Here is an 18,237-nt window from a genome sequence, read left to right as displayed (position 1 = left end):
AGCGCCGGACCTGGCTCAGCGTTCAGCGCGAACCGTCCCTTTCGTCGTCTGCGTGGCCCAGTTCCTGGAAGGCATCGGACGGGCTAGATGGGCTCTTCGGACATCCGGTGGGGGTTGAGGCTCGCCGGGTGAGCGCCGCGGGGTGAGGATCGAGGTCCCCGAGGATCAGTAGCGCCAACTGCTGTTCCAACCGAGGACCTCGACGTGTCTCACCATAGTTCGGGGCGCGCTTCCGCGCGCTCTGCCGCTTGCCCGTGTTCCCGCTGCGACCTGCTACTCGGCCTCGACGGCGTCCATGTCGAGGCCGTCGACCGTCGCAACGGGCTGCTGGTGGTGACGGTCTCGAGCCCGGCAGCGCCGACCGGGTGCCCGTCGTGCGGCGTCGTCGCGGTCGGCCGTGGTCGGCGTCGCCGAGTGCTTCACGACGTTCCCGGCGTAACGCGGGTGCGGATCGTCTGGCGGCAACGCGTCTGGCGGTGCGACGACGACGGGTGCGCCAGGAAGACGTTCGTGGAGCACTTGCCGACCCTCGTCGACCGGCGCGGCTCGCTCACGAAGCGAGCGATCGGGTGGGCGATCGGGCAACTCCGCCGCGAGCACGCCACGATCGAAGGAATCCGCCGACAGCTCGGCACCTCGTGGAAGACGGTGTGGCGGGCCGTTGAACCCGAACTGGTGCGGCTCGCCGCCGACGAGTCCCGGTTCGATGGCGTCACCACACTCGGCGTCGATGAGCACATCTGGCATCATGTCGACCCGCGTAAGCGCGGCCCGAAGGAGCTGACAGGGATGGTCGATCTGACCCGCGACAAGCACGGGAAGACGCAGGCGCGGTTGCTGGACCTGGTGCCCGGTCGCTCCGGGAAGGCCTACGCTACCTGGCTCGACGACCGCGGTGATGCGTTCGGGTCTGCTGCACGGATAGGTGACAGGTTGTAGTCACGCAGCCAGTGCGGCTGGCGTGTTCATGATGACCTCGAACTCGACGGGCGTCAAACGGCCCAGTCCGGCCTGGCGTCGGCGTCGGTGATAGGTTCGCTCGGTCCAGGTCACGATCGCGGTCCGTAGCTGCTCTCGGGTGGTCCAGGAGCGGCGGTTGAGGACGTTCTTCTGCAGCAGGCTGAAGAAGGATTCCATCGCGGCGTTGTCACCGCAGGAGGCGACTCGGCCCATCGATCCGACCAGGCGGTGGCGGGTCAGCGCGCGCAGGAACTTCCGGCTGCGGAATTGCGACCCGCGGTCGGAATGCACCACGCAGCCGGCGACCTGACCGCGTATCTGGGCGGCGTTCTCCAGGGCGCGAACGGCGAGACTCGCCTTCATCCGGGAGTCGATGGAGTATCCGACGATCTTGTTCCCGAACACGTCCTTGATCGTGCAGAGGTAGAGCTTGCCCTCCGCGGTCTTGTGTTCGGTGATGTCGGTCAGCCAGAGCTGGTTCGGGCCGTCGGCGGTGAACTCGTGCCGCACCCGGCCGTCCGCGTCGGTCACGGTGCAGAGGTCGTCGTGGACCGCGGGGCCCGGCTTCTTGCCGTTGCGGCCGCGCCTCTTCCTGAACACGCTCCACCACTGGTTCTCGGACGTGATTCGCCACGCGGTCCGATCCGCCATCGCCTCGCCGGCCTCACGGGCCTCGTCGGCGAGGAGCCGGTGTCCGAACTCGGGGTCGTCCTGGTGCGCGTCGAACAGGGCGTTCGCGCGATACGCCTCCACGATCTCGCTGGCCGTGATCGGGTTCGCGAGCCACCGGTAGTAGGGCTGGCGAGAGAGCTTCAATACCCGGCACGTCACCGTAACGGGGATCCCCGCGTCGGCGAGCTCAGTCACGAGCGGGTACATCATTTTCCCGGCAGGTTCGCCTGCGACAGATACGCCGCAGCCTTCCGAAGGACCTCGTTCTCCTGCTCGAGGAGCCGGTTCCGCTTGCGCAGCTCACGCACCTCCGCTGCCTCGTTCCGCGTCACGCCGGGCTTGCCGCCGTCGTCGACCGCGGCCTTCTGGAGCCACTTCTGCAAGGTCATCGGGTGGACGCCGAAATCTTTCGCGATCTGCTCGATCGTGACTCCGGCCTCGCGGCTCCGCGCGACGCGCACGACATCGTCACGAAACTCGGTGGGGTAAGGCTTGGGCACAATGACATCCTTCCAGGCCGCCCTCCCAGGCAAGCCAGATCAGATGTCACCTATCCGTGCAGCAGACCCTTCCGGAAGAACGTGCAGGTCGCGGCATTGGACCCGTTCGCCGGATACAAGACAGCGATCGACGACAAGCTCGAAGACGCCACCGCCGTGCTGGACGCGTTCCACGTCGTCAAGCTCGGCACCGCCGCCGTCGACGAGGTCCGCCGCCGTGTCCAGCAGGACACTCTCGGCCACCGCGGCCGGAAAGGTGATCCGCTCTACGGGATCCAGACCATCCTCCGCGCCGGCGCGGAGAACCTGACCGAGAAGCAGCGGGCCCGCCTCGCCGCGGCGATCGAGGCCGACCCGGCCCACGACGAAGTATTCGTCGCATGGCAGTGCGCCCAGCAACTCCGCTCCGCCTACCACCAGAAGGACCTGACCGAGGGACGGCGGATCGCCGAGAAGGTCGTCGACTCGTTCCACAGCTGCCCGATCCCCGAGATCGCCCGCCTCGGCCGGACGCTGCGCCATTGGCGCTCAGCGTTCCTGGCCTACTTCACCACCAGCCGCGCGAACAACGGCGGCACCGAAGCCATCAACGGAATCATCGAGCTACACCGCCGCCTCGCCCGCGGCTACCGCAACCGAGAGAACTACCGCCTCCGCATGCTCCTCGCCGCCGGAGGCCTCACCCCATGACCCCCACCGGATGTCCGAAGAGCCGCTAGATGCTCCACTCGGAGCGCCCAAGTAGTCACCTTGAGGGTCTCGCGGAGGTATTCGTGGGTGCCCGAAGAGGCACCGTTCAATTAGGTACTCAAGGCGCCTCAGGCCTCAGCCATGAGCGAGTGTTTAGGCAAGAAGGTCAGACGGCCCCAGGTAGTCGAGCTCGACGACGTCTCCTGCTCCGATCGCGGTAACTTTCAGCAGCCCCTGACGGCGCAGGTTCAGGCGCGTAGTCAGCACTCCGACTGGCTGAGCATCTGCTGCTTCGAGCACGGTTGTTTCGTCGGAGTGGGAGATCGCTCGGTATGGCTCGCCGGGGGTGGGCTGATGGCCAGGCATCCAGCTCACCGAAGTCTCGTGCACTTCACGAATCCACGTTCGCTGACGGAGGGCGACAGTGCGGGTGGCGAAGCTCATCCAGAGCTCGCGGGTGGTCGGTGTAGGCCAGGACGTGTCTCTTGTCGCGACCTGTGTTGCCTCGGAGATCATCCACTCGTGTAGCCCGGCTCGGGTTGTGAATGCAGCTTCGGTTGACTCCACCGCGACGAGCGCTCCCGACCTAGAGCCGAAGCCTGCTCGCATAAGCGTCGACGCGGCCCTGTTGAGTGTGCCGGCTTCCACAGCAGCGACGCTCAGTCCGGTCTCCGGACTGGATAGATCCCAAGGGAATGCATCGGGGTTGGGGTGCGCTGCAGCTCGGACACGGACGGCTTCGAGTGCCCACGGGAGCCGGTACGCCAGGGTATCTTCGATGAACTCAGCCGTTTCGAGGCTGTCGTCGGCCGCGATTTCCGCGACTGGGCGCCCTCGCAGCCACCCGACCAGGATCTCTTCCCAATTGTCGGGTTGAGACTTGGGAGTGAAGGGGAAGATCTCGAACACGATCTTGGCGAAATGGACTATGGCGTTGATCGCTTCGTCGTTCATGCCGAGCTGGATGGCCGCTTCGGCGATTTGCAGGTGACGGTTGAGTTGCTCAGCATTTGCATCGAGTTCCCGGCCGGTCGCGAGTCCAACGCCGGCCAGGTAATAGCCGCGCCGCTGATCCGGTGTCGTGCTCCGCCAGATAACTCCAGCACGGGCCACGAGACCTGTCCGCAGGGCGTTGCGCACCGGTTCCTGGTAGCGAGCAATTGTCCGTGCCCACAGCGATGAAGCGAGAACTGCATCGAGCGCGGCGCCGAGATCCTGCTCCGTGACAGAGGAGTCACTGAGCAGTCCGAGGATCGCGCAATCCAGGCTCGCGAGTTGGCCCGGCCAGAACCTCATGGCGTCGCTCGTGGTTTCTTCGTCTTCGGTGGCAATCGCGGGGAATGACCAGTCGGCAAGCCCGGTGACGTACTCGGTGAAGTCGTCCCAGTCGACTTCGCCGAGACTGTCGGACATCCTCTGGAGCATGGTGGTGAGGAGTCGGACGAGTCCGCTCTGCATATCCCGCAGCTGCGAATCTTCGATTAGCCGCTCCCAGTTCTGTCGTGTTCGACGGGTGGGCTCAAACATCGGATGCACCACGAGTCCGGACGAATCGACGAACGCTCGGCCAGCTCGGCCCACGATGTTGCGGAACTCGGCGGCGTCGATGATAGTCCGGTTTCGCCACAGACTATGGACCACCAGCGAACTCGCCGACAGGTTCAATCCCTGCGCCAGCGTGGGGGAGGAGACGGTTATTTTCAGCGCTCCCTGTTGCAGGAGCTTTTCGACTTCTTTCCGGTAGGGCCCGGGCAGAGATCCGTGATGGATGGCGACGCCCATGCGCAGGCAGGCTAGGAGAGGATGGTCGGCCCCGAACCATTCTTGGCCGATGCTGAGGGCGGTGTTCAGGACGGTAGGGTCGCCGTCAAAGACGCTGCGGAGTGCGCCTTGCCGGACCAGCTTGACGATCAGTTTGGCCAATGCGTTGACCGAGCTCTTCAGTGGGCAGAACACCAGGACGGTCTGGCCGTCATCGACGAGGCGCCAGGCGGTGGCCAGCGTGAGCTCTTGAGCGTCTTTCGGGAATGGGAGCTTGCGTTGCTTGCTCGGGACTGTCTCCGCGGTGAGGAACCGGGGGACATACGGTTCTTCACCACCGACGGTGATGTTGAGCCTTGCGTTGTTGTCGCGCCAGACGACTTCTCCGTATCGGAGAACGGTGGGACGCCAGTCACTGCTGATCAGCCCATTGGGTTCGTCGTCTGTGAGCCAATCAACGAAATCCTTGACCTCATCACCCTCGGGCAGGATCGCTGAGAGACAGATGATGCGCCGAGTCTTCGCGTCGGGGCGGCGAAGGAGCCGCTGAATCTGGACTTCGTATCGCACTTCCCGCTCGTTTGCTCCGATCATGTGTCCCTCGTCGAGCACGATCAGTCCGACGTCATCCAGTAGATCCGGATCGTTGCGCAAGGCGAAGTCGAGCTTCTCGGGAGTCGAGACCACGATGTCGCGGTCCTGCAGGATGCTCTCGTCGACATCGCTGACCCCGATGGTGCCGTACAAAGATGAGATGGTCTTGCCGAGCGGGACGAAGGTGCGTTCCAGAGCGGTCTCGGTCTGCGCGGACAGCGCGCGGAGCGGGGTGACAAACACCACCCTTTTTCCTTCGGCCAGGGTCGCGAGGATGCACAGTTCTGCGATGCGAGTCTTGCCTGCGCTCGTGGGCAGGCAAGAGCACGAGGTTGTCTTGCGTACTGAGCACTCGTGACGCGGCTTCCACTTGGGAGGGCCAAAGGTCGATCTCGGAGCGTCGTCGGCGGAAGAGCGAGGCGATGAATGTGGCACGTAGGCGATCCCAGTCGCCAGCGTCCTCGCCTTCCGGACCCGTCGGCAGTACTACATGGAAGCTGGCATCCCAGAGGCCCCGCAGCAGGTGAATCGCCAGTCGATGACACCACCACTGCGGCACCATGCTCAAGGCTGCCGCGCCGCGCATACCCACCTCGAGTCGTGCAACGGCGTCAGTGAGGAGAGTCGGCTCGCCACGTTCGAACGCCAGCATGGCCACGCTGATCGCACCCATGAACGCATCCGTCAATGCGGCATCGACGACATCCAGGACATCGGCCCCGTCCTCGAGGTCGTCATTGCCGTCACTGGGGGCAAGTGTAGAACGCAACTCCTCGGCAAGGCTCGCGTCCGCGGCCCGCTCGTCCGCGCGGCTTTCGGAGACGAGCATCGTCAGGCCATCCAGGTCCCGGAGCATGAGTAGCACCAGGCTTTTCTCGGTGGGGGAGATGTTCCGATCGTTGCGCGTAGCCGTCAGAAGCGAATAGGCCCGCGCTGAGAATCGAGCGAGATGAAAGCTAGCTGCGGCCACCACCCTGTGAAAGCCCGATTCTGGTGTCACCTCGCCTCGGGCGATGACTGATTCAATCGCTGTCGCCGCGTTCTCGAATGCCCGTCGAGATGCCTCGGCAGATCCCTCTAGATCGCTCAGCTCCAGTCCGTGCTCCAGAAGCGCATACCCGTAGGAGAGGAGGTCGTGGCTCAGTAAAACGTCAAATGGGGGAGCGTCCTCTGGGAGTACACCTTCGCGCCATATCATTGCGCGTGCCTCTCCGCGCGCAAGAAGCCGCCCGCGAAATCCTGATGTCGTTGCTCGACCGATCGCGGTTTCGAGATCCTCAACGCGTGCGGGCATCGCGGATCACCTTCTCGAAGACTCGACGGATGAACGACTGATGTTCTGGGATCTGCAGTCCCACACCGAGTCGCCGAATTTTGCCTTTATAGGCCTTGGTGTGATTGCGGAGCAACCCGAGAGGGTTGTTGCCAGACATTGTGAACAGCAGGTGCAGTACATCGCCGGGTCGGATACGTCCGCGAAGCTGAGCGGCGAGGATCTTGACGTGCAGCTTCGTCTCACCCATTTCGCGGAGACGCGCGGCGACGAACATCAACGCGTGAGGTGTCGGCAGGCCGTGCTCGCTCAGCAAGGCTGTTTCCGCCTCGTCCAGTGTCGAAGTCGAGAGGCTCGCGCGACTTTTCGCCTCGCCCTTGAGGAACTCGAGCTTGTCGTCGTCCACGATGCGAACGCCGAGGAGATCGTCGCCGCGCATGGGCATCTCACGGCTGTCCTTCCACCGCAGGCGTGCGATCATGCGGTATCCGAGTTCGCGCGCTACATACTGGGTGGCGAGGACCTCTCCGAGTTCGCCCGACCGGGTCCGCTTGCTGACCGGCAGCTTTCCGCTGAGAACCTCCGCCGCCTCCGGCTTGCCGAGCTCGCGTAACACTGCCGCGATCTCATCCGCAGAGACATAGTGACGAGGCACGGCGGCAGCGGCCCATTTCACCCCAGCATCGACCGCGACCTCGTCGGCTGGCACCATCCGCACAACCTGGTGAGAACCAACGTTCTCCCGGGTGGTGGTCACCCACGTCTTAATCCGAGCCATTCGAACAGTCCTCCAAAATTGGCCAGGTCAAAACGAGTCGTCCGGCCTGTGATAGCCCGGACTGCTCATGCGAGTTCCCACCGTTCATAGGTCAGACCGCCCGTAGGTTCGCTTGGCTGCGTGACCGAGCTTGTGCATCCCCTTCGAGGGAGAACGTCACAAGCCCGAGCATGAGATCACGGACGTCCTGGGCGCGCACGTCGAGTGCTCGAGCGATCTCGATGAATCCTGCGCCTTGGCCGCGCATATCGTTCATGACCTGCGTCAGTAGGCTGGAGCTTTCGGCGAGCAGGTCGGAGCCGGGCTCGCTTCGTCGGAAGCCAGCCATTGAGAGCTGCTTCGCCAGTGTGCTGTAGGTCCAGTCAGAGATGACACCTAGCCGATGCGCACGCAGATTGAGCGCCATTGCACTTACACGCCAACGCCTCTTGAGCATCAGGATGTCCTCGAGCATCAAGTTGCCGCGGATCGCGCCAAGGACGTCGGCGCGCGGCATCAAGAAAGAACTGGCAAAGTCGTTCGCTGCCTGCTCTTTCTCCTTTCCTGGTTCAACGTGCAACGACCCGCCATGCATGACGAGGTGCCCGAGTTCGTGTGCGAGGTCGAAACGTAGCCGTTCGGCAGATTTGTGCACGTTCAGGAAGATCACCGGCGTCGCCCCGTGCCGGAACGAGAACGCGTCGATGGCTTGCAGCGGCCCGCCGGCCGAGTAGACCTTCGCGCCCTTGGATTCGAGAAGCTGCAGAAGGTTCTTGATCGGCGCCACACCAAGCCCCCATGCGCCGCGCAATGCCTCGGCAGCTTGTTCGGGAGGAAGCTCGTCGTCGGAGTCGAGGAGGTCTTGGAGCTCTGGAACCTCGGGAGCTGGTGCCCGATATGTTGCTTCGATCCAGTCCGATAGTTCGATCGCCAGTGTTGACAGGCTTCGTGCTGTCGCTTCGTCCTTCTTTGCGAGTCGCGATGTTGCCCGGAAGTGAAAAGCATCCGACGGGGGGAGCGCCTTGACTGGGCGATAGAAGAAGTCGACCGGGAAATTGAGGACGCGCGCGAATTCACGGACAAGCTCCGGACTCGGCGTCTTCTTGGTGTTCTCGGCCTGAGATACCCAGGGCGCGGTAGTGCCCGCTTCAGTGGCGAGCGCGGTCGCGGTCATCTGACGGATGGCGCGCGCCATCTCAAGGCGTGCGGGAATGAAGGAAGTGCTCATCGCGGGGATACCGGCGCCTTAGCGCCGTGCGACGGTGAAGCCGAAGCCCTCGTCTTCTTCGGTGTCTTCCTCGAACGCGAACGCACCGAGCGCCAGATCGAACGGCGGGAAGATGATCCGTTCCGACCAACTGTCGATTTGCTTGCCAGCCATCGAGGTCGGACGGGACAGCTCCAGGAAGACCATGCCGTCACGCTCGTTGTAGAGCAGAATCCAGAGGTATTTGACGTCGATCTCGCCGTCGTCGGTCGGGTGGCCGAACATGGCCATCTGGCCGTTCTCGTCCACGCGGCGCGCGAAGGCCGAGCCCTTCGGGTTCTTGGTACTCGGTGTGCCCCAGTCGATGCCCGTGAACTCGTCGCCGCTACTGGTGATCAGCCCGAGGTTGAGGTCAGTCTGAGAGAAGTAAGGCAGGTTCTGCGGGTCCGAGCGCTTCCAGTCGAGCTGCAGCAGCATGAGTTGCTCATGAATAACCTCGACGGTGCGGTACCAGCGCGTCATGTTGGGCGCCGACTTCGGCGCACCCTTCGAGTAAGTACGACTCTCCGCCGCACCCACCGCGACAGCACGCTCGAACACGTTTGCCTGGAGACGCATTGGGGACAGATGGCGCGCGAGATCCTCGCGGGTCTTAGGGGTGTGAATCGCCATGACGGTTCCTCTCTCGCGGCCGGTGGTGAGTCCCACTCTAACGACCGAGTGAAAGAATCACCACATCAAATCAGGTACGGCGTGTCGAAGCGTTCAGTTCGGAAACGAAGGCTCCTCGCCCAATATCGCAGCAGGAAGTGCGGTCACCATCGCAAGCCCCACTCGGGGTCCGGAGATCGTTGGAATCGAGATGCGGGCCGAGTCAATGGCTCGGTACACCACACGGTCGCCGTCGATCGTGTCCGCGTACTGGCCGGAGGTGTCGAAGACGTACCGGCCCTGGACCGTTCCCAAGTAGGTTCCCGATCCGGCAAACAGCCGGTTACCGTCTCGTTGCAACGGACGGCCATTCTTTGTATAGAGCTGAGGCATGTTGGCATTCTCCGTCAGGCCTCCGACATTGCGACTGAAGGAATGGTATGCCGCTCACCGAGGAACAGAAAGCTGAACGAGCGCAGAAGCGTCGCATGACGAACGCACTCAAGGAAGAGGCACGCGCGCGTCGCGACGAAGCGAGGCGGCGGGAATGGTGCGACAAGGGGATGTACCTCACTCGCGAGCAGGCGGCCGCGGGTGAGGCGTGCCGAGGCTGCGGATTGCCGGTCATCGACAACCTCGGCAGTTGGCCGGGGACGATGTATCTCACGGACGAACAGCGCGTCATCTACGACGCGGACCAGAAGCGCTACCGCGAGATGCATCCGAACTGCGATGCGCACCGCTGGAGCATGGCAGGTTCGCGAGTGACGCATTGTGGCTACTGCTGCCCACCGATCCTGATGTCGCGCGAGCAGGCCGAGAGAATTCAGCGCATCTTTGCCACCGTCTCCGAGCGTCGGGAGGAAGAACTCGATGTCTGGGCTCGGACCCTGACGTGTGGGCACAAGGTGGACCAGAGCGTTCACCACTCCAGTCGGGAGCCGAGCTTCTCGACGCAGTGGTGCCCGGAGTGTGAGATCACTCGCGGTGTCGTGTCGTCGGAGAAGGTGGTCGAAGCTGCGGCGCGAATGGCGGAGGCGACCCGGAGGCGCGACGACAAGATTGCGCGCGCGGAGCGTGAAGTAAAGGAAGCGGAGAAGGCAGTTTCCGCGGCCCGCAAGAAGCTTGCCGAGGTTCAGGCTGAGCGGTGAGGGGCGGGTGCTGGTCCTCACGACTGCACCCGCTTAATGCTCGCGCCCTGAAATGCAATCGAGGTATGTCGCTCCGACGATCGGGATCCCAGCAGCTGGCAGGCGTGCGTGGCCCCCTATGAACGCGTCAATTGAACCTTGCTCGGCTACGTTGCAGCTCTGAGATGATTGCTGGTGAGACCCCGCCGGAAGGGAGCCATGGATACTCCGCCTCAGCTCGTACAACAGATCCTGTTCAATCTTGACCGTTTGGCCGACGGGAACGGGCATCACGAGTACGAAAAGATCTGCTTCGCGTTCGCGCGTCGCCGAGTCAGTATCAACCTGCTTCCCGCCACCGGGCCGGTAAGCGCTGGCGGTGACCAAGGGCGTGACGCGGAGAGTTTCTGGTCGAACATCGCAAACGAGATCCCGGCGACCTCGGTGCATGCCGCCACTGTGTCCGGCGGGCGGGTGGTGCTCGCCTGCACCATCCAGAAGAGCGACATCCCGTCGAAGATCCGCTCCGACCTAAGCAGCATCACTGGTCGAGGAACCACCGTGGATCGAGTTTTGTACTTCACGGTGGCGCCAGTGCCCGTCGGAAAGCGGCACGAGCTCATCGCTCAAGCACGTACGGACCACGATGTCGAGCTTGAGATCTTCGATGGTCTCGCTCTTGCTGAGCATCTTGCCGACCCGGACCTGTTCTGGATCGCAGCGGAGTATCTGAAGCTGCCAGCGTCTCTGGCTCCCGAACGTGCGGATGAGGACGATCCGCTGCCGGACTGGTACGTCCGTGACCGCGACTACTGGCGGGCGCGAGCAGACGCCGGGCGGACGATGGGTGATCTCGTGAGCCTGAAGGACGTTCTACGCCACGCGACTTACCACGACGAAGCACGCGGCGACTTGGGCGACTGGATCGCAAAGATGCGTGAGTTCCTCACCGGTGACGGGCCGCACGATGTCCAAATGCGAGCCCGGTATGAGATCGCGGTCGCGACGCTCCGCGGAACCGGGGAGCTTCATGCAGCTGACCCTCTTGTTCGCGAGTTCTTCCAGGCGATCACCGACATCGAGGATGATCTGCCGCTTATTGAGGACGCGAGCGTCTTGCTCCAGTACGGATACGGTTCTCGACTCCGCGGAAACACCAGCATCACCATGACTGAGCTCGACAATTTCTACGAGACGTTGCGCGCGCACATTCGGACAGCGCTCGCCACCGGCCCGTATCCAAACGCCAAGGCATTGCTGCTCGCCATCGATGTGCGCCTCGCTTTCTTCCAGGCATACCCGAACGATCTCCCTGAGCGGATCGAGGGGTTGCGTGACCCTCGTGACACTCTTCGGCTTGTCCTTGATGCCTATGACGCCGACGAGACCGTGCCCGCGCAGACATCCGCTTTTCCGCTTCGGGACCGCGACGGAGGCATGGCCACGCTTGCCTCACTCCTTGATGGGTTGTCATCCGCCTCGCTGTTCCCGATCGAGCACACAGCAGAATTGTTCGAGATGCTCACCCTCTCCCTCGCCGACCACCCGGAGTACGCGGAGCTCCGCGATGGTCTCGACGAAGCAGTCGCACGAGTCGGAGGTGATGCGACCAAGGCCGAACGCGCCCATGCACGAGCCATCACCTTCGCAGGCGCCGGCCAATTGCTCCGTGCTCTTGCCGAAGTACACGAGGCAAAGATCGCGTGGCGCCACGGCGAGACCATCGAAGACAGCATCCCCATGATGCTGCTCGCCGCCTCGATCTACGAGCATCTCGGTCTATTCTTCGCGGCGAAACTGCACGCGTTCGCCGCCGCAGTTGCCGCCAACGGTGCTCAACAAACCGACATTCGTCGCTTCGTGCCACAGTCCGTCGCCGTCGCGGCGATCAACGACTTCAAGGCAGGCAACTGGTGCTCAGCATCACGGCTCGTGCGCGTCACGATACTTGCCCAGAACATGTACGCCGAAGACCCCACGAACCTCGACCGCCACGCATACCTCGCAGAGGTGCTTCAGCGGGAAGCATTCGCCCTTCACGTCGCTCACAGTCTGGCGCCTGACTACGAACCCCTGATCCGAGCCACCGCCCACGATATGGGCACCGAGACGCTACTCGACGACATGGCCTCCCAGCTCGTCAACGACGAACACTGGACCATCGAGACCCTCGCTCGAGGACTCGATCGACAGGGATTCGGGCGCCCCTTCGCCGACGCTGGTGAGAAGCGGGACATACGCTGGACCGCCTTCGGCGCAGCCTGGACCGTGCGGAGCCGAAACACACGCCGCGACACCCTCGCCGCAGAACGGCTCATTTCCGGCATACAAATCATCCAGGCTGAACTCGCGCTCGCAGACGCTGTCTGGCTTCCCGCCGAAATTCACATCGAAGTGAAGACCGACCGAGACGATCGACCGATTGGTGCAGAGAATCTCGAGCGCATCCCAGACAACGACCTCAGCCGTTGGATCGTCCACCTCCAGCCAGGCAACAGCGTCCAGGAAGATCGTGCGCTCGTTGACATCGTCACTGATGCTTCACTGCTACTACTCGACAACTCTCTACTTGACCGAGAGAAATTCCTCACCCTCATCAACGACGCGTTCGCACGAGGCCTCGGACACAAGCTCTCAGGAGGGCGACCCTACGATGAAGCAGCCGACTTCCTCCGGGATGAGGACTACGGACGCATGGCAGCTCTTCCGAACGGGCCACTCGGTGAAGGAATCGTCCGTGATGCGTCCCCCGAGCACGCGGAGCTTGCGCTCCGAACCGATCTTTCGGACTGGTACGACCACGATGAGACAGTCGCGAACATCGAGCGACGCTATCAGCGCATGATGCCGATCGGACGCGTGACCATACCGCGGCTCGCCCGTACCGAGCGCACGGCCATCGTCCTCCACCAGCTCCGGGACGAGGGGTGGCGCGATTGGCAGCTGATGATGGCGATCACCAACATCATCGGCAACGCACGCCCGGGCTGGGAGGGATTGAAGGTTGCCGTCGACAGTCCGCCCGAAGTTCGTGAACGCGCCTCCGCGCTCCTACTGCGAGAGGAACTCGACACCGACCCCCAACTCGGTAGCGAGGCATTCACACGCGACAAGCTCCTCGCCGCGTTGGAATTCACTGCCTTGCTTACACTGCCGTCCTACGGGCTGCATCTAAACACACCCACCCCGAACGCCGCCGCCGTCCTGACCGTCCTCCGGGATCGGTTCAACTTCGGGACGGACGACGCGAAGCACGATAATCTCCTTGCTGCAACGCCTGGTTAGGGGACCAAAAGGGGACCAGAATCATGCAAATCATGCATCGCGTGACGTGTCCTGCATGATGTGATCCGCGGAACGACGCGGGTTCTATCTCGATTCGAGCCGTTTGGGCGCCTGGGGGTCAAGGGGTCGCAGGTTCAAATCCTGTCAGCCCGACCGACAAGCCCCGGAGAACCGCGGAAACACGCGGATCTCCGGGGCTTTTTCTATGCCTTCTGCGCCCGAAGCGCCCTTTGTCTCATATGAGTCTCACATGACGATGCGAGCTGCGCCGTCAGCTGCGAGAACCCGCTCAGGGTATGAGGACGATGCGCCCGAACACCTCACCGGCATCCATGAGTCGGTGCGCCTCGGCGGCGGCGCTCAGTGGGAGGGCGTCGTGAACCACGGGGGAGAGGATGCCGCGAACGGCGTCGTCGAACATCTCGCCTCGTACCCGGGTGAGCTCGTCGCGTGGCACGGTGTCGAGGCTGAGCGTTCCGAAGGTGATCGACCGGCGGAAGCCGGCCAGAAGCGCGGTGCCGAAGTCAGCGGGCGGGAATCCGCCGACCACGCCAACGGCGATCAGGCGGCCATTGGGTGAGAGGCGCTCGATGAACCGGGGAAGATCGGCGCCGCCGACGATATCGAGGATGACGTCGAACTCGGCCGGGGCCTTCGGGTCGCCCGCGCCGGCGCGGTCGAGCACGTGGGTGGCACCGAACGCCCGCAGGCGCTCCCCGCGTTCTGGAGATGACGTGGTGACGGCGATGGTCGCGGCGCCCGCGCGAGCGGCCAGCTCTACACCGGCCAGCCCGATGCTCCCGGCGGCGCCCCGCACGAGCACGGATTCGCCCTCGACAAGGTGAGCGCGTTCGAGCGCGAAATGCGCGACAGGTGCCGCGCCGCCCAGGGTCACGGCCTGGACGGACGAGAGTTCGGATGGCAGCGCGACGATCTCGTCGGCGCGAGCGATCACGTGCTCGGCGTACCCGCCCGAGATTCCCGTGAACGCCCAGACGCGGCGACCGAGCCATACGGGGTCGACATCGGCCCCGGTCGCTGTCACGACACCGGCGGTCTCGCTTCCCGGGATCATCCCCGAGTCGCGGGTTGCTTCGGCGATCCCGCCTCGGCGGATCACGACATCGACCCCGCCGACGCCGATCGCCTCCGTTCGAACGAGGACCTCACCGGCCCCGGGCGTCGGGACGGGAAGGTCCGTCACCTCCATCCCACTCGGGTCGCCGAAGGTCCGGATGATTACTGCGCGCATGGGGGTACTCCGTTTCGCGGCGGGTGATCGAACCCGCCTTCCGAAAGGTAACGGACGCCTGCGTCCACTTGACTAAAGTGAGACATATGCCCGCGACACTGCCTCAGGACCTGCGTTCCGACGCGAAAGAGAACCGTGACCGCGTCCTCGCCGCGGCTCGCGAACTGTTCGGGACTGACGGCCTCGACGTGACCATGCGACAGATAGCCCGACGCGCTGGCGTGGGGCCGGCCACCCTCTACCGGCGGTTCCCCACGAAAGCCGATCTCGTCCGGGCCGCCTTCGTGAATGAGCTCGACGCCTGTCGCTCGATCGTGGTCGACGCCCTTGCCGACACCGACCCGTGGCGCGGTTTCCGCGGCATCATCGAGCAGGTCTTGGTGCTCAACGCCCGGAACCAGGGCTTCACGGACGCGTTCCTCTCCGCCTACCCTGATGCCGTCGACTTCCGAGCACAGCGGGAGGATGCCGTGCGGGCGATCGTCGCCGTCGCTCGTCGTGCCATCGATGTCGGCGCCCTGCGCGCCGACTTCGTCCTGGACGACTTCCTGATCGTCCTGCTCGCGGCGCGTGGACTCTCAAGCACGACGGAGGCGGAGCGTACCCGTACCGCGCGTCGCTACGCGGCGCTCGTGATCGACGGACTACGCGCATCCGACCGGCACGGACCGCTACCTCCTGCGCCGGGGCTCATCCCGAGTGTCATCCCGGGGTAGACCGCGTGCCTCCCCGGCGAAGGTGAGGGGCGACTACCAAGAGCCGGGACCTGGCCGGGACCTGATGCCTGCAAGCCATGCAATCCCTGACATGAAATGACGCCGTTCGAGGGGCAGAAATACCCGGAAAATCAAGGATTCGGGCTGAACCGTCTACCTGGGGGTCAAGGGGTTGCAGGTTCAAATCCTGTCAGCCCGACCACAATGCAGAAGAGGGACCGGCCGGAGCTGGTGGGTGCGTCCCGTAGCGTGGTGTCAATTCCCGCGGGGTTCTCGTCGTCGGAGACGGTGAAGGGCCATCGTGGGAGACCCAGTTGTTTCCGGCAAGAAGCAAAGCAGAGATCCCACGATGACCCAGTACCAGTCTGCCCTGACGACCCTGATTTCCGAAGTCCTCACCGACCCGGACCTCGCGCACTCGGATGTGTTCCGGCGGATGCTGCAGGCGGGCCTGCAGGACCTCGTCGACGCGGAAGCGGCGTCGAAGATCGGTGCCGGCCGTTACGAGCGCTCGAGCGAGCGGACCACGCGTCGCAACGGGACCCGGCCGAAGACCCTCGCGACACCGGCTGGGGAGGTCGACCTTGCGATCCCGAAGCTGCGGGAGGGGTCGTTCTTCCCGTCGCTGCTGCACCCGCGCCGCCGGGTCGACAAGGCCCTCTACGCGGTGATCTGCCAGGCCTGGATCGACGGGGTCAGCACGCGCAAGGTCGACCAGCTCGTCCGTGCCCTGGGCAACGACACCGGCATCTCCCGCTCCACCGTGTCGAGGATCTGCTCCGAGATCGACGAGCAGGTGCACGAGTTCCTCCACCGCCGCATCGATCACACCTGGTTCCCCTACCTGTTCCTCGACGCCACCTACCTCGACGTCCGCCACCGCGGCCGCGTCGTGTCCCAGGCCCTCGTCGTGGCCACCGGCGTCTCAGGCGATGGCAGGCGGGAGATCCTCGGCATGGCATTGGGGGACGCGGAGACCACGGACTTCTGGACCGAGTTCCTCCGCTCCCTGCGGGATCGCGGTTTGAAGGTCGCGACCGACGCCGACCCGCTCGGCGTGACCCTGGTCACCAGTGACGCGCACGCCGGCCTGAAAGCGGCGGTGAAAGCGATCCTGCCCGGATCCGGATGGCAGCGATGCCGGGTCCATTTCGCCCGCAACGTCACCCAGCGCCTGGGATCAGCGCGTTCCAAGCCCGTCAACGCGTTGATCTCCACGATCTTCGCGCAGACCACCACCGAGGCCGTCTCCGGCCAATACCGGCAGGTCGTAGAGAGCCTGCGCTCCTCGTTCCCCGGAGATCGCGGCCATGCTCGAGACCGCCGAACCCGACCTCACCGCGTTCGCACCGCTACCGCGGGAGCACTGGCAGAAAGTCTGGTCCAACAACCCCATCGAACGACTCAACCGCGAGATCAAACGCCGCGCCGACGTCGTCCAAATCTTCCCCGACCGCGACTCCGTGACCCGCCTCATCGGCGCCGTCCTGCAAGAACAGCACGAGGAATGGCAATACGGCGAACGCCGCTACCTCTCCGACATCTCCATGCGCAAACTCATCCACATCCTCCACGAGACCGCCGAACCCGCCCGCACCGACCTGTTCCTGACCGCCTAAAACCAGCCCACCACGGAGCAGCAGGAATTACACCACAACACGGGACTTGACCACGCTGGTCCCTCTTCTGCATTCCCGAGCGCTTTCAGCGGGGCCACGCAGTGCGCCAGGCTTCCGTGCACCGCTGTTCTGCGCGTCCGTGTGCCGCCCCTGCAAATGGCCGCGCGTGGAGAGCGCAGCGGGGACACAGCCCGACCGAGAGGCACCCCTCGATCGGTGCCTCTTCGATCCGTTGACACCCGAGGTGCCGCGTCGGCGCGGACGGCTAGGCGTGTCTGACAATGTCTTGATCCAGGCGATGCTGGCGTGGATGAGGACCGCAGCGCGGTAGATGGTCGCATGCTTGTCGTAACGGGTGGCGAGGCCTCGCCATTGCTTGAGGTGGCAGAAGCGGCGTTCGATCACGTTCCGGTTCTTGTAGTCGGCTGCGTCGAGTCCGACGGGCCTGCCGCCGCGTGAACCACGACGCTTGCGATGCCCTTGCTAGTCTCGTGGTTCCGGGATCACGGCCTTGATCCCGCGCCCTCGCAGGTGTGATCGGATCGCACGTGACGAGTATGCCTTGTCGCCCCGGACGGCATGCGGGCGCGTGCGAGGACGCCCGATCGGACGCTCCACGCGCAACGGCTCCAGCATCGGGAGCAGCATCGGCGAATCACCAGCCTGGCCGGGCGTGATCACCGTGACCAGCGGGAGCCCGTTACCGTCGACGAGCTGATGAACCTTCGTCGACAACCCGCCCCTGGAGCGGCCGATGCCGTGATCAGGCGGCTCGACGCCCGGATTCGTGTAGTTCGATCCACCCCCCTGTGGGGCGGGTCGTGTTCGTCGCGTGCTGATGCGCACGAGCGATCGTTGAATCCACCGACACAGACCAATCCACCAGCCCCTCGGCATCGGCCTGCGCGATCAGCGATTGCACGATCGTGTCCCACGTGCCTTCGGTTGCGAGGCGGTGATGCCACGTCCACACGGTCTGCCAGGGACCGAACGTCTCTGGCAGATCGCGCCACGCGATCCCGCACCGATACCGGTAGATGATGCCCTCGAGCATTGTTCTCGCGTCCGAGAACTTCCGCCCCGGCCTGCCCGTCGGACTCGGCAACATCCCCTCGATCAGAGACCACTGAGCATCCGAAAGCAACTGGAACCGCGACACGACTCCAGGCT

13 protein-coding genes, 1 tRNA gene and 3 pseudogenes are annotated in these 18,237 nt (G+C 64.1%); 8 read left to right on the top strand and 9 right to left on the bottom strand.

What is annotated here, in order from left to right; all coding sequences use genetic code 11:
- Positions 1-273: 273 nt before the first annotated feature.
- A complete protein-coding gene (locus ACI3KU_RS11750) occupies positions 274-519 on the bottom strand; it encodes a hypothetical protein (protein WP_404922498.1) in 246 nt (81 codons plus the stop codon).
- Here ACI3KU_RS11750 and ACI3KU_RS11745 point away from each other — a divergent pair.
- Entirely contained in the window at positions 511-939 is a 429-nt protein-coding gene (locus tag ACI3KU_RS11745) for a helix-turn-helix domain-containing protein (RefSeq protein ID WP_404922497.1), read from the top strand. The genes ACI3KU_RS11750 and ACI3KU_RS11745 overlap by 9 nt on opposite strands.
- On the opposite strand, the gene ACI3KU_RS11740 is transcribed toward ACI3KU_RS11745, so the two are convergent.
- A protein-coding gene (locus ACI3KU_RS11740; RefSeq protein WP_404922496.1) for an IS3 family transposase occupies positions 940-2,132 on the bottom strand; the annotation gives its coding sequence in 2 pieces (ribosomal slippage) (positions 940-1,845 and positions 1,848-2,132; 1,191 coding nt in all).
- 3 nt (positions 2,133-2,135) lie between these two features.
- Between ACI3KU_RS11740 and ACI3KU_RS11735 the strand changes: the two are divergent.
- Positions 2,136-2,822: pseudogene (locus ACI3KU_RS11735) on the top strand (transposase); the annotation flags it as partial.
- 153 nt (positions 2,823-2,975) lie between these two features.
- Here ACI3KU_RS11735 and ACI3KU_RS11730 read toward each other — a convergent pair.
- On the bottom strand, positions 2,976-5,612 hold the full coding sequence (locus ACI3KU_RS11730; RefSeq protein WP_404922495.1) for a DEAD/DEAH box helicase: 2,637 nt from the start codon (positions 5,610-5,612) through the stop codon (positions 2,976-2,978).
- Positions 5,613-5,667: 55 nt separating this feature from the next.
- Between ACI3KU_RS11730 and ACI3KU_RS11725 the strand changes: the two genes are divergently transcribed.
- A complete protein-coding gene (locus ACI3KU_RS11725) occupies positions 5,668-6,039 on the top strand; it encodes a hypothetical protein (protein ID WP_404922494.1) in 372 nt (123 codons plus the stop codon).
- A 415-nt stretch (positions 6,040-6,454) separates the two neighbouring features.
- Here the strand turns inward: ACI3KU_RS11725 and ACI3KU_RS11720 are convergent, their stop codons facing one another.
- From ACI3KU_RS11720 to ACI3KU_RS11705, 4 genes are all read right to left on the bottom strand, one after another.
- On the bottom strand, positions 6,455-7,162 hold the full coding sequence (locus ACI3KU_RS11720; RefSeq protein WP_404922493.1) for a Hachiman antiphage defense system protein HamA: 708 nt from the start codon (positions 7,160-7,162) through the stop codon (positions 6,455-6,457).
- Positions 7,163-7,319: 157 nt separating this feature from the next.
- Complete coding sequence (locus tag ACI3KU_RS11715; protein ID WP_194637214.1) at positions 7,320-8,435, bottom strand: ImmA/IrrE family metallo-endopeptidase; 1,116 nt, start codon at positions 8,433-8,435, stop codon at positions 7,320-7,322.
- Positions 8,436-8,453: 18 nt separating this feature from the next.
- On the bottom strand, positions 8,454-9,086 hold the full coding sequence (locus ACI3KU_RS11710; protein WP_404922492.1) for a hypothetical protein: 633 nt from the start codon (positions 9,084-9,086) through the stop codon (positions 8,454-8,456).
- A gap of 93 nt (positions 9,087-9,179) precedes the next feature.
- Entirely contained in the window at positions 9,180-9,458 is a 279-nt protein-coding gene (locus tag ACI3KU_RS11705) for a hypothetical protein (RefSeq protein ID WP_404922491.1), read from the bottom strand.
- Positions 9,459-9,505: 47 nt separating this feature from the next.
- On the opposite strand from ACI3KU_RS11705, the gene ACI3KU_RS11700 reads away from it, so the two are divergent.
- Both ACI3KU_RS11700 and ACI3KU_RS11695 read left to right on the top strand, forming a co-directional pair.
- Positions 9,506-10,216 carry a hypothetical protein gene (locus tag ACI3KU_RS11700; protein WP_404922490.1) on the top strand — a complete coding sequence of 237 codons (711 nt, stop codon included), beginning with the start codon at positions 9,506-9,508 and terminating at the stop codon, positions 10,214-10,216.
- Positions 10,217-10,768: 552 nt separating this feature from the next.
- Complete coding sequence (locus tag ACI3KU_RS11695) at positions 10,769-13,480, top strand: hypothetical protein (protein ID WP_404922489.1); 2,712 nt, start codon at positions 10,769-10,771, stop codon at positions 13,478-13,480.
- A 289-nt stretch (positions 13,481-13,769) separates the two neighbouring features.
- Here ACI3KU_RS11695 and ACI3KU_RS11690 read toward each other — a convergent pair whose 3' ends face one another.
- Complete coding sequence (locus tag ACI3KU_RS11690) at positions 13,770-14,732, bottom strand: zinc-binding dehydrogenase (protein WP_404922488.1); 963 nt, start codon at positions 14,730-14,732, stop codon at positions 13,770-13,772.
- 86 nt (positions 14,733-14,818) lie between these two features.
- Here ACI3KU_RS11690 and ACI3KU_RS11685 point away from each other — a divergent pair, with 86 nt between their 5' ends.
- The 3 genes and pseudogenes from ACI3KU_RS11685 to ACI3KU_RS11675 all read left to right on the top strand — a co-directional run bounded on the left by ACI3KU_RS11685 (position 14,819) and on the right by ACI3KU_RS11675 (position 17,067).
- Positions 14,819-15,448 carry a TetR/AcrR family transcriptional regulator gene (locus ACI3KU_RS11685; protein ID WP_404922487.1) on the top strand — a complete coding sequence of 210 codons (630 nt, stop codon included), beginning with the start codon at positions 14,819-14,821 and terminating at the stop codon, positions 15,446-15,448.
- Between the two features lie 140 nt (positions 15,449-15,588).
- Positions 15,589-15,650 (top strand) — tRNA-OTHER (locus ACI3KU_RS11680).
- Between the two features lie 147 nt (positions 15,651-15,797).
- Positions 15,798-17,067 (top strand): annotated as a pseudogene (locus ACI3KU_RS11675) (IS256 family transposase).
- A gap of 315 nt (positions 17,068-17,382) precedes the next feature.
- Here ACI3KU_RS11675 and ACI3KU_RS11670 read toward each other — a convergent pair.
- Positions 17,383-18,226 (bottom strand): annotated as a pseudogene (locus tag ACI3KU_RS11670) (IS5 family transposase); the annotation flags it as partial.
- Between the last annotated feature and the right edge of the window lie 11 nt (positions 18,227-18,237).

The sequence above is a fragment of the Microbacterium sp. ZW T5_56 genome, assembly GCF_044987425.1.
Lineage (GTDB): Bacteria > Actinomycetota > Actinomycetes > Actinomycetales > Microbacteriaceae > Microbacterium.
This window is presented reverse-complemented; position numbering and strand designations above follow the sequence as displayed.